34 protein-coding genes are annotated in these 25,727 nt (G+C 56.2%); 15 read left to right on the top strand and 19 right to left on the bottom strand.

Annotation, left to right across the window (positions count from 1 at the left end; all coding sequences use genetic code 11):
- Positions 1-44: 44 nt before the first annotated feature.
- Entirely contained in the window at positions 45-284 is a 240-nt protein-coding gene (locus WFN61_RS03275; protein WP_144812699.1) for a helix-turn-helix domain-containing protein, read from the bottom strand.
- Between the two features lie 119 nt (positions 285-403).
- Here WFN61_RS03275 and WFN61_RS03270 point away from each other — a divergent pair, with 119 nt between their 5' ends.
- From WFN61_RS03270 to WFN61_RS03255, 4 genes are all read left to right on the top strand, one after another.
- Entirely contained in the window at positions 404-997 is a 594-nt protein-coding gene (locus WFN61_RS03270; RefSeq protein ID WP_144812702.1) for a helix-turn-helix domain-containing protein, read from the top strand.
- A 147-nt stretch (positions 998-1,144) separates the two neighbouring features.
- Entirely contained in the window at positions 1,145-2,659 is a 1,515-nt protein-coding gene (lysS, locus tag WFN61_RS03265; protein WP_337037627.1) for a lysine--tRNA ligase, read from the top strand.
- Between the two features lie 434 nt (positions 2,660-3,093).
- A complete protein-coding gene (gene wrbA / locus WFN61_RS03260; RefSeq protein ID WP_257757170.1) occupies positions 3,094-3,690 on the top strand; it encodes an NAD(P)H:quinone oxidoreductase in 597 nt (198 codons plus the stop codon).
- Between the two features lie 19 nt (positions 3,691-3,709).
- A complete protein-coding gene (locus tag WFN61_RS03255) occupies positions 3,710-3,937 on the top strand; it encodes a YccJ family protein (protein ID WP_144812711.1) in 228 nt (75 codons plus the stop codon).
- Positions 3,938-3,981: 44 nt separating this feature from the next.
- Here WFN61_RS03255 and WFN61_RS03250 read toward each other — a convergent pair whose 3' ends face one another.
- Complete coding sequence (locus WFN61_RS03250; RefSeq protein WP_337037623.1) at positions 3,982-4,509, bottom strand: hypothetical protein; 528 nt, start codon at positions 4,507-4,509, stop codon at positions 3,982-3,984.
- Positions 4,510-4,664: 155 nt separating this feature from the next.
- Here WFN61_RS03250 and WFN61_RS03245 point away from each other — a divergent pair, with 155 nt between their 5' ends.
- The 8 genes from WFN61_RS03245 (at position 4,665) to WFN61_RS03210 (ending at position 10,483) form a co-directional block, all read left to right on the top strand.
- Positions 4,665-4,904 carry a DinI family protein gene (locus WFN61_RS03245; RefSeq protein WP_042392580.1) on the top strand — a complete coding sequence of 80 codons (240 nt, stop codon included), beginning with the start codon at positions 4,665-4,667 and terminating at the stop codon, positions 4,902-4,904.
- A 138-nt stretch (positions 4,905-5,042) separates the two neighbouring features.
- Positions 5,043-5,372 carry a lysozyme inhibitor LprI family protein gene (locus WFN61_RS03240; protein WP_144812716.1) on the top strand — a complete coding sequence of 110 codons (330 nt, stop codon included), beginning with the start codon at positions 5,043-5,045 and terminating at the stop codon, positions 5,370-5,372.
- Between the two features lie 185 nt (positions 5,373-5,557).
- Complete coding sequence (locus WFN61_RS03235) at positions 5,558-5,809, top strand: late histone H1 (protein ID WP_144812719.1); 252 nt, start codon at positions 5,558-5,560, stop codon at positions 5,807-5,809.
- A 63-nt stretch (positions 5,810-5,872) separates the two neighbouring features.
- Positions 5,873-6,133, top strand: coding sequence for a PerC family transcriptional regulator (locus tag WFN61_RS03230; RefSeq protein WP_257757168.1), 261 nt, complete (start codon positions 5,873-5,875; stop codon positions 6,131-6,133).
- Positions 6,134-6,304: 171 nt separating this feature from the next.
- Positions 6,305-7,246: a D-ribose ABC transporter substrate-binding protein gene (locus WFN61_RS03225; RefSeq protein ID WP_337037619.1), complete on the top strand. Its 942-nt coding sequence runs from the start codon at positions 6,305-6,307 to the stop codon at positions 7,244-7,246.
- Between the two features lie 12 nt (positions 7,247-7,258).
- Positions 7,259-7,867 (top strand): DUF2291 family protein, encoded by a 609-nt coding sequence (locus tag WFN61_RS03220; RefSeq protein ID WP_257757167.1) that lies wholly within the window; start codon positions 7,259-7,261, stop codon positions 7,865-7,867.
- Positions 7,867-9,393 carry a sugar ABC transporter ATP-binding protein gene (locus WFN61_RS03215; RefSeq protein WP_186370503.1) on the top strand — a complete coding sequence of 509 codons (1,527 nt, stop codon included), beginning with the start codon at positions 7,867-7,869 and terminating at the stop codon, positions 9,391-9,393. Before WFN61_RS03220 ends, WFN61_RS03215 begins: the two co-directional genes overlap by 1 nt.
- Before the next feature lies 1 nt (position 9,394).
- On the top strand, positions 9,395-10,483 hold the full coding sequence (locus WFN61_RS03210; protein ID WP_042392568.1) for an ABC transporter permease: 1,089 nt from the start codon (positions 9,395-9,397) through the stop codon (positions 10,481-10,483).
- A 43-nt stretch (positions 10,484-10,526) separates the two neighbouring features.
- On the opposite strand, the gene WFN61_RS03205 is transcribed toward WFN61_RS03210, so the two are convergent.
- On the bottom strand, positions 10,527-11,477 hold the full coding sequence (locus tag WFN61_RS03205; protein WP_144812730.1) for a sugar-binding transcriptional regulator: 951 nt from the start codon (positions 11,475-11,477) through the stop codon (positions 10,527-10,529).
- Positions 11,478-11,697: 220 nt separating this feature from the next.
- On the opposite strand from WFN61_RS03205, the gene WFN61_RS03200 reads away from it, so the two are divergent.
- Complete coding sequence (locus WFN61_RS03200) at positions 11,698-13,116, top strand: L-fucose/L-arabinose isomerase family protein (RefSeq protein ID WP_144812733.1); 1,419 nt, start codon at positions 11,698-11,700, stop codon at positions 13,114-13,116.
- 46 nt (positions 13,117-13,162) lie between these two features.
- Here the strand turns inward: WFN61_RS03200 and zigA are convergent, their stop codons facing one another.
- Positions 13,163-14,404, bottom strand: coding sequence for a zinc metallochaperone GTPase ZigA (gene zigA / locus WFN61_RS03195; protein ID WP_337037615.1), 1,242 nt, complete (start codon positions 14,402-14,404; stop codon positions 13,163-13,165).
- Positions 14,405-14,570: 166 nt separating this feature from the next.
- On the opposite strand from zigA, the gene WFN61_RS03190 reads away from it, so the two are divergent.
- Entirely contained in the window at positions 14,571-15,053 is a 483-nt protein-coding gene (locus WFN61_RS03190) for a MarR family winged helix-turn-helix transcriptional regulator (RefSeq protein WP_337037613.1), read from the top strand.
- 21 nt (positions 15,054-15,074) lie between these two features.
- Positions 15,075-15,278, top strand: coding sequence for a hypothetical protein (locus WFN61_RS03185; RefSeq protein ID WP_337037611.1), 204 nt, complete (start codon positions 15,075-15,077; stop codon positions 15,276-15,278).
- 55 nt (positions 15,279-15,333) lie between these two features.
- On the opposite strand, the gene WFN61_RS03180 is transcribed toward WFN61_RS03185, so the two are convergent.
- From WFN61_RS03180 to WFN61_RS03110, 15 genes are all read right to left on the bottom strand, one after another.
- On the bottom strand, positions 15,334-15,684 hold the full coding sequence (locus tag WFN61_RS03180; protein WP_337037607.1) for a hypothetical protein: 351 nt from the start codon (positions 15,682-15,684) through the stop codon (positions 15,334-15,336).
- Positions 15,685-15,908: 224 nt separating this feature from the next.
- Positions 15,909-16,328 carry a tail fiber assembly protein gene (locus WFN61_RS03175; protein ID WP_144812749.1) on the bottom strand — a complete coding sequence of 140 codons (420 nt, stop codon included), beginning with the start codon at positions 16,326-16,328 and terminating at the stop codon, positions 15,909-15,911.
- 2 nt (positions 16,329-16,330) lie between these two features.
- Positions 16,331-16,963 (bottom strand): gp53-like domain-containing protein, encoded by a 633-nt coding sequence (locus tag WFN61_RS03170; protein ID WP_337037604.1) that lies wholly within the window; start codon positions 16,961-16,963, stop codon positions 16,331-16,333.
- Complete coding sequence (locus WFN61_RS03165; RefSeq protein WP_312235135.1) at positions 16,963-17,643, bottom strand: DUF2612 domain-containing protein; 681 nt, start codon at positions 17,641-17,643, stop codon at positions 16,963-16,965. The genes WFN61_RS03170 and WFN61_RS03165 overlap by 1 nt, the downstream gene beginning before the upstream one ends.
- Complete coding sequence (locus WFN61_RS03160; protein ID WP_337037601.1) at positions 17,640-18,839, bottom strand: baseplate J/gp47 family protein; 1,200 nt, start codon at positions 18,837-18,839, stop codon at positions 17,640-17,642. The genes WFN61_RS03165 and WFN61_RS03160 overlap by 4 nt, the downstream gene beginning before the upstream one ends.
- Positions 18,839-19,192, bottom strand: a complete 354-nt coding sequence (locus tag WFN61_RS03155; protein WP_337037599.1) for a hypothetical protein — start codon at positions 19,190-19,192, stop codon at positions 18,839-18,841. Before WFN61_RS03155 ends, WFN61_RS03160 begins: the two co-directional genes overlap by 1 nt.
- Positions 19,192-19,947, bottom strand: coding sequence for a Gp138 family membrane-puncturing spike protein (locus tag WFN61_RS03150; protein WP_312235134.1), 756 nt, complete (start codon positions 19,945-19,947; stop codon positions 19,192-19,194). The genes WFN61_RS03155 and WFN61_RS03150 overlap by 1 nt, the downstream gene beginning before the upstream one ends.
- A 65-nt stretch (positions 19,948-20,012) precedes the next feature.
- A complete protein-coding gene (locus WFN61_RS03145; RefSeq protein ID WP_337037595.1) occupies positions 20,013-20,972 on the bottom strand; it encodes a baseplate hub protein in 960 nt (319 codons plus the stop codon).
- 5 nt (positions 20,973-20,977) lie between these two features.
- A complete protein-coding gene (locus WFN61_RS03140; protein ID WP_144814603.1) occupies positions 20,978-21,280 on the bottom strand; it encodes a phage baseplate plug family protein in 303 nt (100 codons plus the stop codon).
- On the bottom strand, positions 21,280-21,840 hold the full coding sequence (locus WFN61_RS03135; RefSeq protein ID WP_337037592.1) for a phage baseplate protein: 561 nt from the start codon (positions 21,838-21,840) through the stop codon (positions 21,280-21,282). The genes WFN61_RS03140 and WFN61_RS03135 overlap by 1 nt, the downstream gene beginning before the upstream one ends.
- On the bottom strand, positions 21,840-23,495 hold the full coding sequence (locus WFN61_RS03130; RefSeq protein ID WP_337037589.1) for a lytic transglycosylase: 1,656 nt from the start codon (positions 23,493-23,495) through the stop codon (positions 21,840-21,842). The genes WFN61_RS03135 and WFN61_RS03130 overlap by 1 nt, the downstream gene beginning before the upstream one ends.
- Positions 23,485-23,661 (bottom strand): DUF6889 family protein, encoded by a 177-nt coding sequence (locus WFN61_RS03125; protein WP_072015259.1) that lies wholly within the window; start codon positions 23,659-23,661, stop codon positions 23,485-23,487. Before WFN61_RS03125 ends, WFN61_RS03130 begins: the two co-directional genes overlap by 11 nt.
- Before the next feature lie 11 nt (positions 23,662-23,672).
- On the bottom strand, positions 23,673-24,125 hold the full coding sequence (locus tag WFN61_RS03120) for a phage tail assembly chaperone (RefSeq protein ID WP_144812778.1): 453 nt from the start codon (positions 24,123-24,125) through the stop codon (positions 23,673-23,675).
- Between the two features lie 3 nt (positions 24,126-24,128).
- A complete protein-coding gene (locus WFN61_RS03115; protein ID WP_144812781.1) occupies positions 24,129-24,569 on the bottom strand; it encodes a DUF3277 family protein in 441 nt (146 codons plus the stop codon).
- 11 nt (positions 24,570-24,580) lie between these two features.
- The gene (locus tag WFN61_RS03110) at positions 24,581-25,726 is read right to left on the bottom strand and encodes a DUF3383 family protein (RefSeq protein WP_312235130.1); all 1,146 of its coding nucleotides are present in this window, start codon (positions 25,724-25,726) and stop codon (positions 24,581-24,583) included.
- Position 25,727 lies beyond the last annotated feature (1 nt).

Below are 25,727 nucleotides of genomic sequence, written 5' to 3'. Positions count from 1 at the left end.
TTAACGGCACGGCGGAGTTTATTTTTCGCCAGCGAGTGCCTCTGTTAGTGCGTATCCTTCTGCTTGGCATAACGGCTTGGCCAGATCTGTGCAGGCTCTACGCCAATGGCGTCGGCAATGATGCGCTCTGCTTTCGGATAGGCTCGTGAGAGCACGTTTTTTAAGGTGTCCGGTTTGAGACCGGCCTGGATCGACAGTTCACGTATCGAGTACCCGCGCTTGTGAAGCGCGGCGACAATGTCGATACGACACCAGTCCATCTGCGTGGCTTCAACTTTACTCATAATTCATCTAACCTCTTCTTCAACCCTATGGGATAATCCCGAACGCTAATCACCTGGTGATAACGTGGTAGTATCATTGATCTCTTTTGAGATGAATAAAAGCGTTATCTGAAGAATTTGTGATTCTAAACTCGTTTTGTGATCTCTATGAAGATCAGACTACCTACACCGTCGCGGATGGACTAAAAATGGAAGGCGAAGAGACAATTTCATACCGTACAGCCGGGCAGGAGACGCTGGCGGACAGGCTAAGGCTACTGATTGGTAACCGCAGTACCCGGGCGGCGGCCGAAGAGTGGCAGCTTCCCTACTCCACGCTAAATAACTACATCAGCCGGGGAACCGACCCTTCGTTTAACGTGGCAATAAAAATTGCTGAGCGGGAGAACGTCTCTCTGGAGTGGCTGGCCTACGGCGGCAGCGAGCGTAACCCACGCGAGCTTAAAGAGACCGAGGCGAAATGGCATACCACGCCTAAGCCGGTAGACGATCCGCTGCAGTTTGCCTGGTCAATGGTCTACTCGTCGCTGGATGACAGCGAACGTGAGGCGCTGCTGCGCGTTATTCATAAAGAGGGTGTGCAGGGGATAATGAACCATGCCGAAGTATTTGGTCCGCTGGCCCGACATATCGCCTCACTCTCTACCAGCGAAAAAGCCCGGTTTATGCAGGAAGCGATGGCCATTATCAGTAAGATTAAGCGCGACGCCTGAACAGGGCGTTTGTTAGCGGTTCACGTAACCCCAATTAAGATCAACATGATCTCATTTTAGAGAAAAACACTTGCTTTTGCTGGCTGCCTGGTCGTAGATTGTTGTGAAAACGATTGTTGTGAAAACAGCGATACACAAGGAGCGGCTATGAGCGAAGAGAGAGCAGTGTTTGAGCAAGCGTTAACGGGTGAGCGGGAAGTACGTCGCGAGAAGCTGGCGCAGCTACGCGAAGAGGGGATCGCTTTCCCAAACGATTTTCGCCGGAACAGAACCGCTGACGCGCTTTATGCGCGCTATGCAGAGTGTGATACCGCGACGCTACAGGCCGAAAATGTTCAGGTCGCTATTGCCGGGCGCGTCATGTCACGCCGCATTATGGGCAAAGCAGCCTTCCTGGTTTTACAGGACTGCGGCGGTAAGATCCAAATCTATGCCGCCCAATCCTCTCTGGGGGAGGTGCAGTATCAGCAGCACATCAGACGCTGCGATCTGGGCGATATCATCGGCGTTGAGGGCACGCTGTTTAAAACCCAGACCGGCGAGCTCACCCTGCACGCCAGCCGGATCGCCCCTCTAACCAAAGCGCTACGGCCGCTCCCCGATAAGTTTCATGGCCTGGCGGATCGCGAGATGCGCTATCGCCAGCGCTACGTGGACCTGATCGTCAACGATAGCACGCGACGCACCTTTGTTACGCGTTCACACATTCTCAGCGCCATTCGCGCCTTCATGCAGGCCCGTGGCTTTCTGGAGGTAGAGACGCCAATGATGCAGGCCATTCCCGGCGGCGCATCAGCAAGGCCGTTTATGACCCACCATAATGCCCTTGACCAGCAGATGTATCTGCGTATTTCGCCAGAGCTCTATCTTAAAAGGCTGGTGGTTGGCGGCTTCGAGAGAGTATTCGAAATCAACCGCAATTTTCGCAACGAAGGCATCTCCGTCCGTCATAACCCTGAGTTCACTATGATGGAGATGTACGAGGCCTATGCCGACTACAACGACCTGATTACCTTTACCGAATCGCTCTTCCGGCACGTTGCCCAGACGGTGCTGGGCAAAACGACCGTTCAGTACGGCGACTGGACGTTTGATTTTGGCCGCTCCTTTGACCGCCTGACCATGACAGAGGCGATCCTCCGCCACGGGGAGGGCATTGTCGCTGAGGATTTAGCAACCCCAGGGTCGGCGCTGCGTCTTGCCGAGCGCCTGGATATTAAGATTGAGGCGGGCTGGGGGTATGGCCGTATTATTACCGAACTCTTCGATGCGGTTGCCGAAAAGCACCTTATCCAGCCTACGTTCATTACCGAGTATCCGGCAGAGGTCTCGCCGCTGGCGCGCAGAAACGACGCCAATCCGGACATCACCGATCGCTTTGAGTTTTTCATTGGCGGCAGAGAGATTGGCAACGGCTTCTCTGAGCTTAATGATGCCGAAGATCAGGCCGAGCGCTTTAGAGAGCAGGTGATGGCGAAAGAGGCCGGGGATGACGAAGCGATGTTTTATGATGAGGACTACGTGACGGCGCTTGAGTACGGGTTACCCCCTACCGCCGGGTTAGGTATTGGTATCGATCGCATGGTGATGCTGTTTACTAATGCTCCCTCTATTCGCGATGTGATCCTTTTCCCGGCGTTGCGTCCGGTTAAACAGCCATGAATCAGCAAAAATACGCCTTACAGGAGGAGTGAATTGTGCAGCATTATTATCCACTACAATGTCAATACCGGCTGCCTGTGTACCCTTAATGAAAAAGGAGAGTTTACGCTTGCTACCACGTTAACGGGTTGCAAAGTATTATCTGGCGATCTCCTGAACAGTAATATGGAGTGTTATGGCCAGACGACAGTGTTTAATGTCACAGCAAACCTCTCACTGGATATCGATATTAAATATCGCACCCGCTCAGAAGCGCACGCGGTAAATTTGTTACAGAAAATGACATAATAAATTACCCGTTTTCTCTGCCTTCCGGGATTAGTTTGCCCCTGTGGCATGCTAATCCCGCTGTAAAATAAGCGCGATCCGATTTGCACTCTCAGCCTGACGGCATATCTTTAACTATACCCTGATGGCAACCGAGGAGTGAAAAGATGGCAAAGGTTCTGGTTCTTTATTATTCCATGTACGGGCACATTGAAACCCTGGCGCACGCCGTGGCTGAAGGCGCAGGAAAGGTGGAAGGCGTTGAGGTAGTGATTAAGCGCGTACCAGAAACGATGCCGCAGGAGCTGTTTGAGAAATCAGGCGGTAAGGCACAGTCCGCCCCGGTCGCTACCCCGCAGGAGCTGGCTGAGTACGACGCCATTATCGTGGGTACGCCGACGCGTTTCGGCAACATGTCTGGGCAGATGCGCACCTTCTTTGATCAGACGGGCGGCCTGTGGGCGTCCGGTGCCCTCTATGGCAAGGTTGCCAGCGTATTCAGCTCCACCGGTACGGGTGGCGGGCAGGAGCACACAATCACCTCGACATGGACTACGCTTGCACATCATGGGATGGTGATTGTGCCGATTGGCTATGGCACAAAAGAGCTGTTCGATATCTCTGAAGTTCGCGGCGGTACGCCATACGGCGCGACGACCATTGCGGGTGGCGACGGTTCCCGCCAGCCCAGCGAGGAAGAGCTGGCTATTGCCCGCTATCAGGGCGAATACGTGGCCGGCCTGGCCGTTAAGTTAAAAGGTTAACCCTAACAGGAGAAGTAAGATGCCAAATCAGGAAGCAAAAGCTCATCACGTCGGCGAATGGGCAAGTATCCGTAATACTTCGCCAGAAATTGCCGAAGCCATTTTTGAAGTTGCCAACTACGACGAGAAGCTGGCAGAAAAGATCTGGGAAGAGGGAAATGACGAAGTGCTGATTCGTGCCTTCAAGAAAACCGATGCAGATTCACTGTTCTGGGGTGAACAAACCATCGAGCGTAAAAACGTTTAACTCCCTCGCCTCCCCCGCCTGTGCGGGGGAGTGTTAGTCATGTCTTACCAGCCTAATGCCGCTCTGATTTCTCGCCGATAGCGCGTATCAATCTGTTCCGGTACCTGTTGAATATAGCTTTTGGCATGTTCCCCCTCCTCTCCCGTCAGGCCCCGCAGATAAGCGATCGCCGCTTCCGGCGTGGGGACTTTGCCCTCAATGTCATCAATGCGTGCCGGCAGTGCCGTCCAAATAATTGCCTCGATGCCGCGCCCGCGGGCCCAGTCGGCGAGCAGCCCTGTGGTCTGAGAAGAGAGCGTTAACGACCCTACGCCGTCCACCCGCTCCTCGGGGATCCCCTCCCGCTCGCGAAGCGCCTGACACGCTTCGTGAAGAGAGTGGGTTGCCAACGTTGCCCAGAGCACCGGGACAGGCGTAGCGTTAATGCAGATGGCGGTAGCCAGTTCACCGCCGTCGCTGACGCGCGTAAACTCTATGGGCAGCTCAGGACCATCAGCGTGCCACTCACTTGCCACTGGCAGAGCGCCAGACTTCCAGACCAGCGATCCCCACCCCAGACAAACAATTTTCATCGGTATTACTCCTGTATATGCTTACACCCCACACTAAAGCTTTAACTATGAATATGATAAAGCGCAACCCGGCAGCGACGTATTTTGCTTTACCTTGGCTGGCAAGCCTTCTATAGTAACGCCTGTATATATAACCAGGCTTCGAGGGTAGATGTGTGTTTGTTGAATTAGTGTATGACAAGCGAAACGTGGCCGGGCTGCCGGGCGCCCGTGAAATTATCCTGGACGAGCTAACGCGTCGGGTTCACCGCATCTTCCCGGACGCCGAGGTACGCGTCAAACCCATGCAGGCCAATGGGCTAAACAGCGACGCCAGTAAAAGCGACAGAGAGAAATTGAACCGCATGCTGGAAGAGATGTTTGACGAAGCCGATATGTGGCTAGTCGCAGAATAAAAACCGCTTCGGCGGTTTTTTTATATATGCCATACTTATCCGCACCACGCTGATTTAAATATTCACCAACCAAATAACATTAACTCAACTTATTAATCAGACACCATATATCATTTTAAAAATGAGAAAGGACCCGAGATGAAAAAAGCAGTTCTGAGCTGTGCTCTTTTTATTTCTTTTACCACCAGCGCTGCCAGCTTCGACTGCACAAAAGCCAGATCAGCAGATGAAAAGGCAATTTGCACTAACCTGATGCTCAACGACAAAGATGTAGAAATGACAACGACATACCGACTCCTGCGCGGCCTGTTTGCCATGGGTACACAGGGTGATATGCAGGATGCCCAGCAGGCGTGGCTTAACCATCGACGGCAGTGTGGCGGCAATATTACCTGTTTAACTAACGCCTATAATAGCCGTTTACAGCAGCTCAACGCGATGTACCTCACTATTAACAAGCCCCTCTAGCGATCCTTTCAGTTAATAGCTGCCAAAAAAGTAACATTATTAAAAAGTGCTGGCACATTGTTACGCGTTGAAATTAATTAGCAAGACTATGGGATGCCATATCCCTGTATTATCGCTGGCGCAAGGAAATGCAGCGCAGCCTGGCTGTGCTTTACCGAAAAAATCTTTTAACAAAAGGTATTACGATGAAAAAGTTAGCCATGATGCTGGGTGTCTGTACATTACTGGTCTGCGGCGCGGCCAGCGCTGCGAACGGTCAGGTTGCGGCAAATGCCAAAACCGCCTGCCAGGATAACCCAACCCAGTGCACTCAGGCAAAATCAACCGCTAAAGCCACTGCACAAAAACAGGCCCAGGCGGCGAAAGATGCCTGCGCTAACAATCAGGCCGCTTGCGATAACGCGAAAGCTGACGTCAAAAATGCGGCTAAACGCTAAGCCCCTCTCTACGCGGCGGATTTTATCTGCCGCGCTTTCTCACTGATTTAACGGCTATTAACTATGTCCGAAACAGAATCATCGACCCTAACCGAAGCTATGCTGCTGAACGACGCTATTGCTGAAGCGCTTGAGCGTGCAGGGCTCTGGCGTCGGGCCGCCACCCGCTGGCTGCATATTTTTGATTGCGTTGAGACTGACCGTGCGCGGGAGCGGATTGCCCTGCGCCGTGAAGCCTGCCTGCGAATGGCAAGCAGTAGCGCAGGCAGTGAAGGCGGCCAAAAATGCCATAAGCGCCTCCGCATGCTGCTGGCGACAAAATAGCAGCCTGCATGTACCTCCTCTCCGGCTTCATGCCTTTCATGCTATAGACCGTGATCCTTTTCTCCTTTTAAGAAATTACCTGCGCAAACCGTAGACAGTTTTACAACTCGGCTTTATCGTTAACATGAATAATAAATCATTATTGAATAAATATTCAATGTGGAGAAAACGATGAACGCTACCTTTGTTAAATCCGTACTGCTCGCTTCTATGATCGCCGCTTCCGGTTCGCTGTTTGCTGCTGATAACGGACTGATTGCTATCATTACCCCTTCCCACGACAACCCCTTCTTTAAAGCAGAGGCCGATGGCGCGGCGGCGAAAGCCAAAGAGCTAGGTTACACCACCCTTGTCGCCTCGCATGACGATGATGTAAACAAACAAAACCAGCTGATCGAGACCGCCATCGCCCGTAAGGCGAAAGCGATTATTCTCGATAATGCCGGCGCAGATGCCACCGTCGGGCCGCTGGAGAAAGCCAAGGCCGCAGGCGTTCCGACCTTCCTGATCGATCGCGAGATTAACAAAACCGGCATCGCCGTGGCGCAGATCGTCTCTAACAACTACCAGGGCGCGCAGCTGGGTGCCGAGAAGTTTGCCAAGCTGCTGGCTGGCAAAGGTACCTATGTAGAGCTGCTGGGTCGCCAGTCGGACACCAACGCCAGCGTCCGCTCTCAGGGGTATCACGACATTCTGGACGACTACCCAGACATGAAGATGGTGGCACAGCAGACCGCCAACTGGAGCCAGACCGAAGCCTTTAACCGTATGGAAGCCATTCTGCAGACGAATCCAGACATCGTTGGTGTGATCTCTGGCAACGACACCATGGCATTAGGTGCCGAGGCCGCACTGAAGGCCGCCGGTAAGACCAATGTTATCGTCGTTGGCTTCGACGGCAGCGACTATACCCGCGACTCCATTGTTAACAAAGGCAATATCAAAGCCACCGTTTTGCAGCCGGGCTGGGAGCAGGCGCAGATGGCCGTTGAACAGGCGGACTACTTCCTGAAAAACGGCAAAGCGCAGAAAGACGAAAAACAGCTGATGGATTGCGTCCTGATCGATGAGTCAAACGCTAAAAAACTCAACATGTTCAAACTCAGCGAGTAAGGCGGAGGCGCTATGGGCGTAAAACAATGGGGTGTCGCGCTGATAGGGTGCACCACCCTGTTGCTGACGGCCTGCACGGTGGTGGATCTGGATGAAAACGGCAAGCCAATCATGCCTGTCGATCCAAATGCGAAACAGAATTTCGACAATCTGACCCCGCAGCAGATCGCGCAACAGACCTGGCAATCCCGTGTTATGGATGCCGCTAACCAACATGCGCTGGATGCCAGCGCGTTTGCCAGCCAGCTGAAAGCCGCCAGCGGCGCACCCAGGAGCGTTTTTGTTCGCCTGACTAGCCAGGTGACCGCCGTCGATATCAGCAACGCGCGCGAGCAGAAGCTGACGTTCACGGTCGACAACCAGCCGCTGACGATCCAGCTTGGGCCGGTGATGCGTGGCAACGCCATTCGCGATGCCACCGGCTTTAAGTTTGAAGACTTTACTAACCAGGTTCAGTTCGCCCAGCTCTCTCGCGCCTATAACCGCGAGGCCGCGAAGCATCTGCCGAAAATCGACGCCAGCTGGAACGGTAAGCCTGCAACCGTGCTGTTTGCCGTCACGCTGGCCAACGGCAAAGCCCAGGATGCTGCCGCTCTGGATGTCAAACAGGAGGCCCCATAATGAGCGTTACTCCGGTGGATGACATTATCCTGCGCACCCGCGGTATCTCGATGCTCTTTCCCGGCACCGTGGCGCTGGATAACATTGATTACAACGTCTGGCGCGGCAAGGTTAACGTCATTATTGGCGAGAACGGGGCCGGTAAATCGACGCTGATGAAGATCCTGGCCGGTGTCCAGCAGCCCAGCCTTGGCGAGATCCTGCTGAACGGCGAGCCGGTGCACTTCCCAAGCACTCGCGCAGCGGCGGCCCACGGGATCGGCATGGTGCATCAGGAGCTAAATCTGTTTGAAAACCTTAACGTGGCCGAGAATATTTTTCTTGGCCGCGAACTGCAAAAAGGCGTTGCCCCCATCAATGAAGGCGAGCAGGAGCGTCGCGCCGCCGAGCTGTTGCTGCGCCTTGACCAGCCCATCTCCCCGCGTGAGCTGGTCGGTAACCTCAAGGTCGGCCAGCAGCAGCTGATAGAGATCGCCAAAGCGCTGGCGGAGGATGCGGATATTCTGATCCTCGACGAACCCACCTCGGCGCTGAGTAAAACCGAAGTGGAGATCCTGTTTCGTGTGATCCGCGAGCTGACTCGCCAGGGGGTGACGATCATTTACATTTCGCACCGCCTGGAGGAGCTGATGGCCATCGGCGACGTCATTACTATCCTGCGCGACGGCAAGTTCCAGGCGGAAGCGAAGGTAAAAGATATCGACGTGCCGTGGATCGTCCGCGAGATGCTCGGTAGCGATCCGGTGAGTAACTTTCTCGAACCGGGACGCACCTTTGGGCCGCCGCTGCTGGAGGCTGAGCACATTACCTGCGTTAACGCCGCGGGCAACACGGTGGTTAACGACGTTAGCTTTAAGGTCCATGCCGGAGAGATCGTTGGTATTTACGGCCTGATGGGGGCCGGACGCACCGAGCTGTTCGAGTGCCTGCTGGGCACCGAGCGCAACTACTTCGGCAAGCTCTGGCTCGACAGCAAGCCGGTGCCCCAGCGTCTGGCGACCGCCGATCGCATCCGGATGGGCATGAGCCTGGTGCCGGAAGACCGCAAGCGGACCGGGATCTTCCCTATTTCCTCAGTGGCAAGCAACCTGACCATCGCCAGCCTGTGGCGACGCCTGCAGCGTGGGCTCACCATTGCCAGCAAAGAGGAGGATGCCGTCGTGGCAGGCACCATCGGCGATCTGTCGATCAAGGTCTCCTCCCCGCAGGTAGAGATCCAGGCCCTGAGCGGCGGCAACCAGCAGAAGGTGGTGATTGGCCGCTCGCTGCTGACCAATCCCAGGGTGCTGTTTCTTGATGAGCCGACGCGGGGCATTGACGTCGGCGCGAAAGCGGATGTGTTTCGCATGATGGTCCAGCTCTCGCAGCAGGGTATCGCGGTGGTCTTCTCCACCTCGGATTTAAAAGAAATTATGGCGGTTTCCGACCGTATTCTGGTGATGTCCGGCGGCAAACTCACCGCCGATATCGTTCGCGATCGGGCCGAAGAATCAGCGCTGGTCACAGCAAGTGCTCAGGGGTTTTAAGATGAAAACAGTCCAGTCGGCTACGTTAACACCGCGCGGCGCGGCCTCGCTGTCCCGCGAAAATATCCTGCTTATTCTGCTGAAGCTACGTACCTTTATCGCCCTTTTTCTTATTGTCGGCTTCTTTACGGTGATGGTGCCGGGATTCCTGTCGGCAGGCAGCATGGTGATCATGATCAAGCATATCGCTATCAACGCCTTCCTGGCGCTCGGGATCACCTTTGTGATTATCACCGCCGGGATCGACCTCTCTATCGGCGCGACGCTGGGCCTATGCGGGATGATTGCCGGGTGGATGATCACTAAAGGCATCGTGCTGCCGATGTTTGGTATTGCCATCTTCCCCAGCGTCTGGGTGATCGTACCCGTGGTGCTGCTGATCGGCGCCCTGATCGGCGCGGCCAACGGCTGGATCATCACCCGCTACAACGTCGCGCCCTTTATCTGTACCCTTGGCACAATGTACGTCCTGCGCGGGGCGGCAATGTTGACCTCCGATGGACAGACCTTCCCCGGTCTGTCCGGAAACCCGCTGCTGGGCAATACCGGCTTTGATGAGATCGGAGCCGGAACGCTGTTCGGCATTCCGTGGGCGATCTGGATGATGATCGTGCTGGCGCTGATTATCGCCTACGTTGCACGCCGTCTGCCCTTTGGTCGCCACGTCTATGCCATTGGCGATAACGAGCGCGCCGCCGAGCTCTCCGGCGTCAAGGTCAAGCAGGTTAAGATCCTGGTCTATATGCTCTCCGGCCTGTGTGCGGCGATTGCCGGGATCGTGGTCTCCGCGCAGCTGGTGGCCAGCCATCCGGCTAACGGCACCGCCTTTGAGATGAACGCTATCGCGGCGGTGGTGCTTGGCGGAACCTCGCTGGCAGGCGGGCGCGGCACCATTCTCGGCACGCTGATCGGCGCTTTCGTGATCGGTTTCCTTGCCGATGGGCTGGTCATGATGGGCGTCAGCGAGTTCTGGCAGATGGTGATTAAAGGCATCGTGATTATCGTGGCGGTTATCATCGACCAGATGCAAAACCGCATGCAGCAGAAGGCCGCGGTGGTGGCGCAGAAAGCGGTAATGGAAGGGAAGTAGCCCCTGCACCTCTTCCCGGGCGTGTCTGCCCGGGAGAGGCGGATTACTTCTTCATCAGGCTGCGAGCGGTGGCGAAGTCAGTAATTAACACATCGATATAGTTTCCCTCCAGCGCGCCGCGAATGGCGTTGCTTTTTTCCAGGCCACCCGCCAGGGCGATCACGTGCTGGCAGGCGCGCATCTGCGCCAGCTCCATGCCAATAACCGGATCCTCCTCCTGGCTCAGCACCGGGTTACCGGCGGCATCGTAGTAGTGGAGGCAGATATCCCCCACCGCCCCGCGCTCTGCCAGCAGCGTCAGCATCTCTTCGTTGTAGTAGTTACCGGAATTTTTTAGCAGCTGAGACGGCTCAAGCTCGCCAATGCCGACGATGGCGACATCCACCTCGTCAAATTTGGCTACCGCCGCCGCCACGTCCGGGCTGTTAACCAGCCGGGCGCGCTCCTCCACCGAGTGTTCAATGCTCTGAGAGGGCAGCAGCCACGCCGGACAGCCGAGGTGCGCCGCCAGCTGCTGGGTGAGGATCGTCGCCTGCACGTTGCCGTTGGGGCCAACGCCGCCCAGCAGTTGGATCACCCCTGCCGCCCGGATATTCTGCGGGTGCATCTCGTCCACCATGCAACGAATGGTACTGCTCCAGGAGGAGATACCCACCAGATCCTCCGGCCGCAGGCGCGTTTCAACATAGTGCGCCGCCGCGCTGCCGATGGCGTGTTTGAGCTGCCCGTTGCTGGCGTTCTCGCCGATATCCACCACGATGGCCTGGCGAATGCCAAAGCGCTCCTCAATCGCCTTCTCCAGTTCGACAAAAATATTGGTCGGTTGGACAACGGTGATCTTAACCAGGCCCTCTTTCTGGCAGCGCGTCAGCGCGCGTGAGACAAAAGATTGTGACAGGTGCAGCAGCGAGGCAATTTCAGACTGCTTTTTGTTTTCGCTGTAATAGAGCGTGGCGATCTTCACCAGCAAGCGTTGTTCATCCTGCTTCGACATAGCGTTCCCCTTGATTTTCTGTCTGTTATTTTTATGCATACCTGAATAGATAACAAGCACGCCTTGCTTTCGCTTGCTGAACCAACTGTGATCGTTTTCTCCTTTCTCAGAAAATAGGCTATGCGCGTGGTGACAAAGGGAAAAGTAGCGCATATCTTACTCTAATGAATAATAAATCATAAATGAATATATATTCAAGTCGATGACTGGAGAGAGAGCAATGTCCCGAATTCCGCAGAACCTGACCATGGGCGTTATTATTGGTAACCGGGGATTCTTCCCCAGCTATCTGGTGGCCGAAGCGCGCGAGCAGGCCACCGCGCTCTTTGCCCGCCTGGGCATTAACACCATTATGCTGGATGAGACGCAGACCGAGCTGGGCGGGGTTGAAACCCGCCAGGATGCGAAGATCTGCGCCGAGCTGTTTCGCGCCCACCGGGATGACATTCACGGTGTGGTGGTGCTGCTGCCTAACTTTGGTGATGAGAAGGCGGTGGCGGAGACCCTGCGTCTTTCGGGCCTCAACGTGCCGGTGCTGATCCAGGCCGAAGAGGACAACCTCGATAAAATGGGGCTCGCCACCCGCCGGGACAGCTTCTGCGGCAAGATCTCCCTTTGCAACAACATGCGCCAGTACGGCATCCCTTTTACGTTAACTACTCAGCACGTCTGTGCCCTCAGCGGCGAGGTGTTTGAAAAAGATCTCCGTCGCTTCGAGCAGATTTGCCGCGTGGTGAGCAGCATGCGCGGCGTGCGCGTTGGGGCCATCGGCGCGCGCCCGGCGGGGTTCAACACCGTGCGCTACAGCGAGAAGCTGCTTGAGCGGCTGGGCATCGCCGTAGAGACGCTGGATCTTTCCGAGGTCTTTACCCGGGTTAAGCAGCTGCGCGATGACGATATCCGCGTCGATGAGAAGCGCCGCCTGCTGCTCGACAACGCCGACGCCAGCGGCATCCCGGCAGATAAAATTGTTACTATGGCGAAGCTGTTTGTGGTGATCAGCGAGTGGGTGATTGCTAATGATATCGATACTACCGCTATCCAGTGCTGGACCTCGCTACAGGAGAACCTGGGCATCAACGTCTGCTCGATCATGAGCATTATGTCCGGACAGCTGATGCCCAGCGCCTGCGAGGTGGATGTGATGGGGGCGCTGTCGATGTACGCCCTCGCCAGCAGCAACATGAGCCCCGCCTCAATTGCCGACTGGAACAACAACTTTGGCGACGATCGCGACAAATGCGTCCTGTTCCACTGCGGTAACTTCGCCGCGGCCAGCCTTGAGGATCCGCATATGGGCACCGCCGACATCATCGGTACCACCGTTGGGAAGGAGAACACCTGCGGGGCGGTGCATGGTCGGCTGAAGAGTGGCAATCTGACCTACTTCCGCCTGAGCACGGACGATCTCACCGGCGAGATCAAAGCCTACGTCGGCGAGGGCCAGTCGGTGGACGATCCGCTGGATACCGTCGGCTGCCGGGCAGTGATTCAGGTTCCGCACCTGGAGAACCTGCTGGCGTGGATCTGCCGCAACGGTTTCGAGCATCACGTCGCCATGAACCACTCCGCCAGCGCCGAGATTCTGCAGGAGGCCTTCACCCGCTACCTTGGGGTCAGCACCTATCTGCACCGTTAGGAGTCAGGGTTATGCCGGGCGCTTGCCCGGCATAAAACGTTAATCCTCATTTTTCATCTTCATCTTCATCTCCAAACCACGGGTCGATAGGATCCTCGTAATGAGTCCACCGCTGCGGGCCTTCGGCCATCTCCCGATCCGTCAGCAGGGCCGCATTCAGCTGCGCCCGCAGCCGCGCCTCGTCCATCTCCATGCCGATAAACACCAGCTCCTGGCGGGCATCGCCGACGCCCTCAAGCCAGTTAGCCATAATAAACTGCAACGACTCCTCGTCTTGCGGCCAGCGCTCCCGGGGTATGCTTGTCCACCAGCTGCCAGCCAACCCCTGACGCGCTACGCCTCCCGCATGCGACCATGAGCCAGCAAACTCTGGTCGGCTAGCCAGCCAGAAGTAGCCTTTCGAGCGCACTACGCCCGTGAGTTCGTTTTCCATAACCTGTGCGAAGCGGGCCGGGTGAAAAGGCCGGCGGGCGCGATAGGCAAAGCTGGTGATACCATACTCTTCCGTCTCCGGGGTATGCTCCCCGCGTAGCTCTTTGAGCCAGCCCGGTGACTGGGCGGCTTTGGCGAAATCAAACAGGCCGGTGTTCAATACCTCGCTGAGTGGCACCTGACCGAACTGCGCCCTCACTACTTTCGCTCCCGGGTTGAGGGAGCGCAGAATAGCCAGCAGCCTACGCTGCTGCTCGTCGCCGATCAGATCGATCTTGTTAATCACCAGCACATCGCAAAACTCCACCTGCTCGATCAGCAGATCTACCACGCTACGGGTATCGTCCTCTCCTAATGACTCTCCCCGCGAGTGGATGCTCTCCTCAGAGCCGTAGTCATTGAGAAAGTTAAAGGCATCAATAACGGTAACCATGGTGTCGAGGCGGGCGACGTCCGCGAGGCTTCGCCCCTCATCGTCGGCAAAAGTAAAGGTTTCCGCCACCGGCAGCGGCTCAGCGATACCGGTGGACTCGATCACCAGCTGGTCAAACCGCCCTTCTCGTGCCAGCCGGTTCACCTCAATCAGCAGATCTTCCCGCAGCGTGCAGCAGATACAGCCGTTACTCATCTCTACCAGTTTCTCATCGGTGCGCGACAGCTCGGCTCCTCCGCCTCTGACCAACGCGGCATCGATATTGACCTCCGACATATCATTAACGATAACAGCGACGCGCCTGCTCTCCCGGTTGTTCAGGATATGGTTAAGCAGCGTGGTTTTCCCTGCGCCCAAAAAACCGGACAGTACGGTGACCGGTAATCTTTTTACTTCGCCTGTTGTTATCCGTGCTTCTGCCATTTTACTCACCCTTCGTTATTTTGTTGATGTTATAACATAACAATTCAGGGTGGAAAAGAGGATATTAAATTGACATCAATTGTATTTAGATCAATATTTACATCCATGTAACGAGACGGTTAGCTTGCTGTTTCTAAACCGAACGCTGACTGAACATAGTGACGATATGGAACACGATAAAATCGAGGCCTGTGGCGTTCCGCCGCAGAGCGAAGCACCTGTAACAGTGGATCAGTTCCTCTGTTTCGCCCTCTATTCCGCTTCTCTGGCCATGACCAAGCTCTACCAGTCGCGGCTGAAACCTCTGGGGCTGACCTACCCGCAGTATTTAGTTCTGCTGGCGCTATGGGAAAAGGATAACGTGATGGTTTCTGAGATTGGTGCGCGCGTGCAGCTCGACTCCGGTACCCTCAGCCAACTGCTGAAGCGGCTTGAAGAGTCGGGGTTGATTAGCAGACGGCGTGACGTGGGCCGCGATGAGCGCAAGGTACTGATCTCGCTCACCGGGCAGGGAGAGGCGTTAAAGGTTCGCGCCGCCGGCGTTCCGGCAGACATGATTTCCGTGATGGATACGCCAATTGAAGAGCTGTCCGATCTAACGGTTAGGGTAGCCGCACTGCGGCAGAAATTGATTAACGCTATCCCTTAAGGGCCGGTCGGAGTAAACGCTTTGGAAAACTTACAGCTTGAGAGCAGTGACGATATTCACGCGCTGATAGGACAGATGGCGTCACGGATGCTGAACACCGGTAAGCCGCTGGAGGCGCAAAACATGATGGCGTTTCTGCAGGAACAGTCACAGCAGATCGCTGACGGCATGCGTAAGCAGGACTACGTTATGGCCATGCGCGCAATCGCCGACAGGGTACGATGATCCCTGCGGCGGACTTCCTGTGGAAGTGAGTGCGGATTGAAGTAACGTCAGACTATCAGTGGATCATCTTACTGCTGGGAGGATATTCACTGCCTGCCTGAACGCTGCCGTACTCCGAGGATTGCGCCATAAGGCTGCTTTGCACTTCAACGACGGCGTTGGTACACGCCTGCTTTCTGAACGCCATTTTCTCTGAAATGGCCATAAGCTGAAGTTTTTCCATCAGGCTGTATGGCGTTATGGGATCGCCTTCGCTCAAAAGAGCAAGAATGGCTTCTCCCAGCACAATATCAGTCAATCTTTTATCATTAAATCTATTCATATCTGTGCCAGTTGCTTCTTTTGCCGGAAATCTAAAACGGTACGACGCTAAACAATCTAGCCCGCAATGTACAGGGGGTTTCATCTATAACACCCTGATTTCATCATCGTACACCCCACAGCGATCGTGCGGCTTTCGTTATGGCGATACCGTGAAACAGATATGCGGGTAAAAAAGGTATCCTCGACAGTGTAGCCTCCCTCCCCGTTTCTGCCAGCCTTAAGAATCATTCTCAGGTAAAGACTGCCCTCGCCAGGGCAGTCACCGCGTCATGCTCCGACCCGCAGGCCCTATCACCCGGGCGGCCTTTAACTGGCTGGAAGAGCTGGCCAGGCGATCTCAGGAGCCGTAGCAATATCCACAGCTTTGACTGCCCTTTTATAGGCCATCCATGCGGAGAGCTTTTCTCTGTCCACCGCGCTGATTTCATCCAGTAACAGCTCTGTTCGCCAGTCGGCGGTCATATCATCTGCCTGTTTTAACAGTGCTTGCCGATACAGTTCCGCCTGCTCAATACGCTGTGCGTCAGTGGGCGGCGGTAAGTCGAGCCAGGCAGGCTTACCGTTATTCAACCCAATAATTTTATCGTTTGGTACAGGAAAGAGCGCATCGTGTTCACTCTCCGTAATGTCGATGCCGTCTGACGGCCAGAGATTGGCCGCAATAAAAATGTCTTTATCCGACAGTGGAAAAAATCCGCCCGCTGACGGGCTATATAAATAATTCATACTTAGTACCCCACCGCAATATAATCAACGTTGTATCCGCCGCTTCCGTCCTGCCAGGCGCGGAACCCTGTGGTTGTCTTGGTGGTTGCCACAGTAGCCACAGCCGCTGGTTCAGTTTTGGTTGTCAGATTGCCGTAATTTCGATCGCTCCATGTCATTACCACAATGTATCCATTAGTGGTGAACGCACGCGGTAGCGTTACGTTGGTTTCAGTCGTGCCGACGCTATAACCAAAGGTTCCGCGCTGAACGATTAGGCCACCGGGCGTTTTTGACCAGTTAGTGCCTTCCTGGAGACCAAGGTATGAGAGAAGCCCCGCCACTGACTTACCGCTAAGATTGGTCAGCGTGGCGTCCGCGGACTGGAAATCTTTCCCAAGGCCGCTCACCAGCTTGGCGATGAAACCTGCCATGTCGCCGTCGTCCAGCACGTTCTGCCCGGTTTTATTAGTGACGTACTGCGCCAGAGCGGCCGAAATAAAGCTGGCCTGGCGAATCGCTTTATTCACCTGGGCGCTGGAGGCTTTGCCAGATTGAAAACCGGTAAACAGCGTCGGGAGCGATGCCCACTCTGCCTGCGCCGTTACGTTAGCACCTGCCCCTGTTGCGAAGGGCTTGAAGTCATTTGTTGCCATTAGAGTTTTACTCCCCATGCGCCGCTATCAAAGCCGACGATATAGTCGTTATCCATGTCGAAGCCGAAAAATGTCGGGCCAACGGATGGAGTGAGAATGGATGGTGTCAAAATATCGCCAGCCCAGACGCCGGCGGCCTTTACGGTTAAATATCCCTGTTTGATGGCGGCAATAAGCTCCAGCGAGACGTTTGCTATATCGCTCTCTGGAAAAACCCATACCGCGATGGTCATATCCTGGTTATCAACAATCTGCATACGCAGCCCGGAGCCAGCGGTGGCCGCATCAAGAATGGCGGGCAGTGTGTCGTTCTGCCCACTCCAGCTGTTGATGGCAATTTTGGCCTTCAGGATGATGCGGTAGGTCTCATCGCTAAGGGTGGTGTAGCCCGCGTCGGGATCGAAGGGGCCCTGCCATACGCCCTGCTCATACCCTAAGCCATCGGTATCCCAGCAGAAGTAGACCCCGGATATCGGCTCGCTAACCTGCCGCGACCTGCCGATCCACAGCCCCAAAATATCGAGCTGTGCGCCGGTCGCCTGATCTATGTCAAACGCCTCAATCAGGCCTTCAACCGCAGCTGACGTGTCAATCAGCGGCCGCGTACTGAGGTCGATATGGTTTACAAACCGAGGTCGGGTGGCGTGATAGTTGGTGATGAGTTCGGTGTATTTACTCATGACACCACCGTTATCGCGATATTGGCCGTGCTACAGGAGGCCGATTCGTTATAGGCAATGGCAATGTTGGTTGCCGCCGCGCTGGTGGGCGATCTGCCAATCCGCAGCGAATTGATGTCGTAAAATCGGCTGCTCCCCCCGCTGACGACGCCGAGGTTAGCTGGTGAGTAGACGCGGCTCAGCAGCACGTCATCGCCAATGCTCAGGCTGTTAACGTAGTCGGCGATAGCCTGTTTAATCTGCTCCCCTACCTGGGTGGTATAGCCCGGAAAGACACTTAGCGTTATTGCGGCGTAAATGGGCACGTTGGTTGAACGCGAGAAGCGAATAACGTGCGGGTTGCCGTAGAGATCGGCAACGGTAACGGAAGTCGACCCAAACGTGCTGACGCCCTGCCCTTTTTTGCCGCGCAGGGTCTGAGCGATCGCCGTCACGTCTCCTCCGTCAACGATCGCCGACAGAGAGTGTGCCGGTAGCCCGTTGCCATCCGTCACGCCCGTATCGTTTTCATACAGCTTATGGCGAGTTACCCCGGCCACGTTAGCAATCGCCCCCTCCAGCGCCTCGAAGGGAGTAATGGATGAAATGGCCACGCTCTGCGCCTGGCGGATGCGGATCTGCACGTCCCGCTCTGCCTCTACGCCCGGCGTGGCCGACATGGCGTTCGATACCGCCACCCAGCCCAGGGTGGGAGTAGCGATGCGGGTAATGCTGCCCGCTAGCGCCTCGACAGCCCCGGCGGTTGCACAGGTGGCGGTGACGGTGACGGCTCCGCCGCTGCCAATGGTTACGCTGGCGGGTAGAGACCAGGCAACGCCCCGGGTATCCTTTACGGAACCGTGAGTAATGGTGGTTCCCGTCTGACCCGTGAGCGTAACGTCCACCGTCGAGTGGGTAGCCGCCTTACGCACGATCCCATTGATTTTAACGTTACGCGTCAGGGCATCGCTCATGGCGGTGGCTGGTGAGAAAGAGTTATAGACCTGAATAGCCGTGTTGTTGGCATCGTGTACCGCCAGCGCAACGAGCGCCACCATCTGCCCATCTTTGCTGTCCGGTGCCAGGTAAGCATCCGTACCGTAAATCTGCTGAAAGTAGCCAGTAATGCCAGCGAGAATTGCCTGATAATCAGGCGCGCTGATCCCCTGGCCAGTTACCCTTGCGGATAACCCCAGCGTGTCGAGATTAAGTGCCATTATGCCTCGCTTGTGACGGTAGTGATCCCGTAGCGGGTGTCAATTGTCGCGGTGAATATCACGCGGCGGGATGAGGTGTTGAGGGTGGTATCGAACGCCTGAATGGCGTTTACGCCCTGGGTTTCCAGAATGCGCTGGCGAATGGCCAGGCTGTAGACGTCCGGGCTCTGCTTGCCCAGCACGGACTGGATCCACGGCGTTCCCTCGGTGGCATCAAGAAACCACTGCCCATACCAGAGCATAAAGCGGGTTTTAACCGCCTGGGCCACCGTTTCCGGTGAATCAACGAGCCAGCTGTCGTCACCGTTGCCGAAGGTGTAGTCACCGTCAGCCTCTTCCTGTCGGTACTGCATTAGTTAGGTCCTCCCGTATTGCCGCCGCCGGTCTGCACCCCGCTGTGGGTGTGCGTCATCAGGCTTTTCCCTCCCGCCTTCACATCGTTAGATACCGTGACCGGGCCCAGCAGCGTTGCCGTACCGCCTGCGGCCCCCATTCCCTGGGAGAGGCTACCGTTGATTGTCACATTGCCGTTAAGGGTGATCGTAGGCGAGGTCACGACGGTGCCCCCCTGCGCGGTAGCGGTAAGCTTCCCGGGCGTGGTGAGGGTGATGTCATGACCCGCCGCCACCTCAACGAACGCCGCGCCATCGTCGGTGCGCAGCTGTGCGGCGCGGGTGCTGATATTGCCGATCTTTTGCGCCTGCGACATCGGGCCAACAAAGCAGATCGCATCAGAAAGATCGTGCATGCGATCGTCCACCGGCTCCTGTACGCCGCCGCTCTGCCACCAGAAATCGATGCAGCGATCGTTAAAAATCAGCTCGCACTCATCGCCAGGTCTGACCGGAAAAGTCAGGGTACAGCCGCCGCCGCGGGGAAACGCTACCGGCACGTCCACCAGCAGAGGATAGTTTTGCGTTGTCCGCTTGCCGTCGATGTCGATATGCACATAGCGAATTGCTGGCTGCACTACCGCGGTGACGGCGTCAGGATTAAAAGAGTGAATAATGCCTGGCATGGCGACGCGGAGCTGGTTTTTGAGGCTCTCCCGCTCGGATTTAAAGACGTCGGAGAGGTCGCCGCTGCGGGTCTGATCTGATATGGACATAGGATAGGCTCCAGAAAGCAAAAACCCGCCGGATGGCGGGCTGTTTATCACAGGTAAGCGCTACTCTAAGCGCTCTCTTGCGGTGTTTTTTTCGCAGCCGGATCCGCTACGCCAGGCGGCCTGCAGACCATCTCCATGTACCACTGCTGGCCTCGGGTATCGCCGGTATAGATAATCTCGCGCACGCTGTAGACGCCGTTCGACACAGCGGGGAGAGGTATGCGCTGCTCAAGCTGCACCAACCCTAACAGACGGATGTTGGGGTTAATCAGCACCTTTACCTTTATGCCATCGTCAATCGCCGTCGGGGAGCCAATCAGCCCGGTAGCGCTGCTCAGCAGGATAGCCTCATGCACGTACTCATGTTCGGCAACCATCTGCCGCTTGCCATCCACGAATTGCCATGTGGCGTTGCACTGGGCAGCCAGGTTATCCATCAGGTGCCGAGTCATGCCAAACAGCACCCGACCACGGGGATAGACCGTATCGGGCATTTTTGGCGTCAGCCCCTCTGTGATACCCTCGAGGGAAAAATCTCTCATTAACAGCCGGTTGAAATCCGCAGGCGTGTAGCCCGCTGACAGTGTCTGCGCGCTAGTGGTAGTGATAAACGCTTTGATACTGTCCGCTGCCTTAATCTGGACCCAGGTGGCGAGCTTATCCTCCTCCCTTCCGGTCTGCGTTGAGTCGATTTGACCGCTAAAGATCATACCGTAGTTGCGGCCGTCGCTCTGCTCTACCGCTGTTGGGTCAACCTCGCGCACTTTACCCACGCTGCTGGCCGCTACGTCCGGGGCGATGCCGTCGTAGCCAGCAATAAGCCGAAGGTGAGTAAATTCCTTCCGGGCGATCCGGCTTACCGTTGGCGCCGACAGGTTAAAAATTTTTATCTCTGCCGACCGGGACGCGCTGCTGGTGTTGTACCAGCTGATGGTGAAATAAACTTTAAACTCGCTAAAGTCGATCCACCTCCCTTTGTCGTCCTTGAGCTGCAGTTCGAAGTGACGCATCCAGTTCTGTGCCATGCTGCTTACTCCGTGATAACCAGTAGGTGGCTGCTGCTGCCCAGATCGGTTTGCGTGGGATAGTCCTGACCGTTGGCATCACAGACAACGATCAGCTTAACGCCGGGCTGTAGCCAGGCATACTGCGCCAGCAGATCCACCCCGGTGACCAGAGGCAGGCCGGAAACTAACGCTTCTCCCCTCTCATCCTGCAGATCCATAATCCAGCAACTGCCCCGCCAGATGATACGCACCTGCCAGGCCGTGCCAGCAAGGGTGATGCTGAACTGCTGGTTATCTGCGGTAAGGGGGATCTCTTCAATTGTCATCATTGTCCTCCCGACGTTAACGCAATGCCGCCTGCCGGTTTCGTGGTTTTGGTGCCGGTATTGCGCACCTCGGCGGTATTGACGCCCATCTTCATCTCACTTTTCTCTGCCACGTAGACCTCTTTGGTCTGGACGAGAATGACCTCTTTCAGCGTCAGTTCAGCAAAGAGGACGTTTTCGCTCTCGCTTTCCGTAGTCACGCTCAGCGTAGCGATCAGCATATTGTTGTACTGTCGCTTTCCGGTGGTGACGCTGAAGGGTATTCGACGTGCCTGCAGATCCAGCAGCTGCTGGTAGGTCTCCTGTGGGCTCAGCCCTAACAGACTGGTGGCAGTAAGGCTGCCGGCAAAGTCCAGCAGCGTGCCGCCGCCGGCAAAACCAACTTTCATCTTCAGCTCTGCCGGATCTTTGTAGGCGTGATCGGCAATTACCGCACCATCCTCAATAGGATGCTCGGTAATCGTCAGCGTATCGGTGTGAATTTCAGAGGTGACGACGCTGGGAATAATCACGCCGATTTGTCGCGTATGCTGGTGAAACAGCGTGGAAAGATAATCCATTAGCCCACCTTTACCTGGTTGACGCGCATAAACTGGGCGTTGGCGGAGTGCTGGCGAAGCTCTACCTGGGCCCCGATCTCCTGCGCGTTGTTGCCATAGATGTGGTAGCTGTTGTGCTGATCAAGCTGCGGTCCTGCCACGTTCGACGCGACGGTTGTGTTCCGTTCCCGCTCGATCAGATCGCGAGAATAGATACTCTGGCTATTCTCCGGGTGGAGAACGTTGACAGTGTCACCCCAACTCAGATTTTTGAAGTATTTACCGACGTTTCGAGGATCAACGCGTAAATGCTCTTTAATCCAATCAGCAACTTCGTTCGCACTCTTTGTGACCCAAGGCAGCGCATCAGGCTTATCGTTACCCTGCTTAAACAGGCTTTTACCGATTTCAACGGCATCGGACCAGCGGTTTTCACCCACGGCTTTCAGCAGTTCGGCGAGCATTTTAAGCATCTGGTTGAACTCACCCAGCTGCGCAATGGCATTGCTGAAGTCCCACTTCAGTGACCACGTGCCCAGATCAATGTTAAGCAGCCCGGCGACGGCGTGTACGAGACTGCTGATGGCGGTTTTAAAATCGCTGATAAGCGCTATCGCATTATCAATCATGGGCTGCCATTCACCCCAGTTGATAAAGCTCTGACCGCCTTCGGTCCATTTTTTATAGTCGTCCCACAGCAGCGCAATGGCCGCCGCCAGGGCGAGGATAAGCCCGACAGGAGAGAGCAGAAACGCGCTGTTCAGCGCGCTGAGGGCAAGGGCCAGCCCGCTCAGCAGCGTAATGAGATCCTGGGTCTGCCCATCAAGCGCCCCCCACCACTCAGCAAGATCTAATGCGCCCTCGAGGATCCCCAGCAACAGCGGTATGAGGGTATCACCCAGCGCCACGATCCCGTCGACAATCCCGAGCAGCGCCTGCTCAATACGCGGATAGTTATCGAGAATGAAGTGACTCAGGGTGTCGAGCCAGCCCGCCATCCCCCCGGCAAGGCGGGAGCCGATTTTCTCCTGCACCATGTCAACCACGGCGCTGACTTCCCGGAGGGAGGTCATGAACCGATTCGCGTCTGCGGCAGCGTCATCAGCGTTAAAGCCGATGGTCTTCGCCATGACGCTATGCTGCGTTGAGAAGCTGCCCGCCCCGCCGCGCATCGCCGCCAGGGTATCATCACTGATACCCAACGTTTTTGCGCTCTGGCTGGCGAGGGGCAGCGGCATCGCGCTGAGCTTCTGGCCCACTTCGGTAAAGATAACCGCCGTATCCCGTGGGTGACCAGACGCATCGCGCACCTGAATATCGAGCTGGCTGAGGAAACGCTCTGCGCCAGGCGCCTGCTGCACAAAGCGTGACAGGTTCTCAAGCGAGCCGCGTGCGTCATCGACGTTGCCGCCTACCTGCGATACCCCATAGCCGATGGACTCGATCCCCTCTACGCTAGCCCCCGTGCGCTGGGAGAGGGCATAGAGATGATCCAGCCCGGTTGCGGTGGTGAGCGTAAAATCGTAGATCGACAGCGCGGCATCTTTTACCGCCAGCCCTAGCTTAAGCGCGCCCTCTGCCGCCCCGGCCAGCATGGCCCCCAGGTTTTGCCCGCCGCCCTCCCCGGACGGCACGCCGAGAGAGCCGAGGAGGGCCACAATCATATTAGGATTCATTACTCTCTCTCCATTTCTCAATGCGATAGTGGTTATCCGCTTTGACGGCCAGATGGTCATTCATCAGCGCGACGTCACACAGATCGATCGATCCATCTTTCAACGCGCTGTAGGGAATTAACCCGGCGTCAACCGGGTCAAGAAGATATGAAAGCCCATCCGGCAGGCTATTGAGCGTCAGGCTTGATGCGGGCCCGGCGTCGCGCTGGTAGGGAGTGCGGGCAAAAAATTTCCCAGCGAGTCGGCGACCACCCGCGCCACCAGCTGGAGCATGGTAAAGAGGTCGATATCGTCAAACATCAGCTCGCCGCCGGTAAACACCGCCGTCCAGCTCTTGCCGTTCTGGCGCGCAACGACGCCAAGGCAGGGATGGATAATGGCACTGGTATCCTCTTCGCTCAGCGAGGAGAGCGCATCGGCAAGGCGCGGCAGCACCTTTTCAAACACCGGTGCCAGCGCATCCACCTGTGCACCGTCCATTTTTCCCTCAGCGGGCAGCAGCGCGCGCAGGCTGCCCACATCTGTCATCATGCCAGCCAGCACCGGCAGCAGTTTACGGGTAACCTTCAACTGATCGAAGACGGTGAGTTTTGCCACGCGATACGCGTGGCCTTTGATTTCAAACTCCATCGATTAAAACTCCCCAAGCAGCTGATCGATTTTGCCGCAGTTAAACTCCCACTTCACCACGCCAATATCTTTGCTATTGGACACGTCCGGCTGTTTCGAGAACGCCACGCTGCGGGCCGTCACCGTTTCGCCGCTGGCCTTATTGCGGATCACGATGACGTTTTTGCCCCAGGCCGCCGTGGAGAGGCTTTGGGCGTTATACATCAGCGACAGCTTTCTATTAACCGGGGAGGTTTTCAGCAGGCTGACGGCAATGGTGCCGCTCTTATTGGCATGCAGGCTGTGCATCACTTCGCCATCCAGACCCACGGTCATGGTGTTTTTTGATTCACCCATCGACACAACGATCCCCTCGTCGGCGTTAGCTGAGCCGTAGCCGAAATCGATTTCGCCGGTAGGTCCAACGAGAGAGGCGGTAACATCCATAAAAGAGTAAGTAGCCATTGAATTTTTCCTTATCGAACAACGTTAATTTGCACATCGGCGTAGTGCACGGCACCCGCCAGTTTGCACGCAACCTGAATGAGTGGCGCTTTGCGCGCCTCGCGATCGGCCTGTGCCTGTTCGGCCAGCGGCTGGGCGTACACGTAATAGCCTTTGGTCAGCGTCTCCCCGGACGCCAGCTGGCCGACCGGGCCGCCGCTCCAGATGCCCGGTGCAACCAAACCGTTGGTCACCGCCTGATCCATCGACTGTTCGACATTGGCGAGCAGGCGCGTTACGCCCGCATCGGTCTGGGGTACTTTGCTGGTGCTGGTGTAGAGCATGTTGAACAGGTTGGTCTGGACATAGTTCTGCATCCAGTCCAGCCCGTGGCGTTCATCAAAGAAGTCGCCGTTGGCCATCACGCCCTGCTGCAGAATGGCCGTGTCGTTCTGGTAGTAGACGAAGACGTTGCAGTTTTTGGCGTCCAGCGCCGCCGCCTGGTTCACGGTCAGCGCCTCATAGGTAACGCCCGGCTCCTGCTTGAACTTCAGGGTGATGGTGGTGTTGCTGCCGTTGAAGTTAACGGTAAACGCCCGGCTAAAGGCCGAGAGCGCCGCATAATTGCTGCTGGCAGAGAACTGTACAAAGGTACGGGCATACTTCGCCGCTTTCAGCCGTGAAGCGAGATCGGCAGTCGACGCAGCATCGAGGGTTTGCGGGTCGCTAACGGTGATCGCCAGAATACGGCTCAGACTGGCGGACTCAATCGCTGATGCGACAGCCAGCCACTCGGCGTCGTCGATAGCCTCACTGTCTGCCACACCCAGGCCGTACCAGTTGGTATACTGCAGCACGGCGTTAACGGCCTCGGTGAGCGTCTCCGTCTCTCCGCTCTCGGTGGTGGCAAGGGTTTTCGCCCAGCGGCCGACGTAGACCTCCTGGGGGGTCGGCGACTGCGAGAAGTAGACGGTCGCCGCCTGATATTCCGGGCTGTCCAGGCCAAAATCTTTGCCGATATCCTCAGCCGAGGCGTAGAGGCGGATACGCTCGCTGACCGGGATGATCGTCGAGGAGCCGAGGATCAGCAGCGCACCAAAGTTGCGACCAGCGGCCGCGCGCGGCGACATGATCACGTCGACGTTAACAACGTTAGATACAGGTAATCCCTGTGGCATA

Source organism: Pseudescherichia sp. AS216, from assembly GCF_037152055.1.
In the GTDB taxonomy this organism is placed as follows: domain Bacteria; phylum Pseudomonadota; class Gammaproteobacteria; order Enterobacterales; family Enterobacteriaceae; genus Pseudescherichia.
This window is presented reverse-complemented; position numbering and strand designations above follow the sequence as displayed.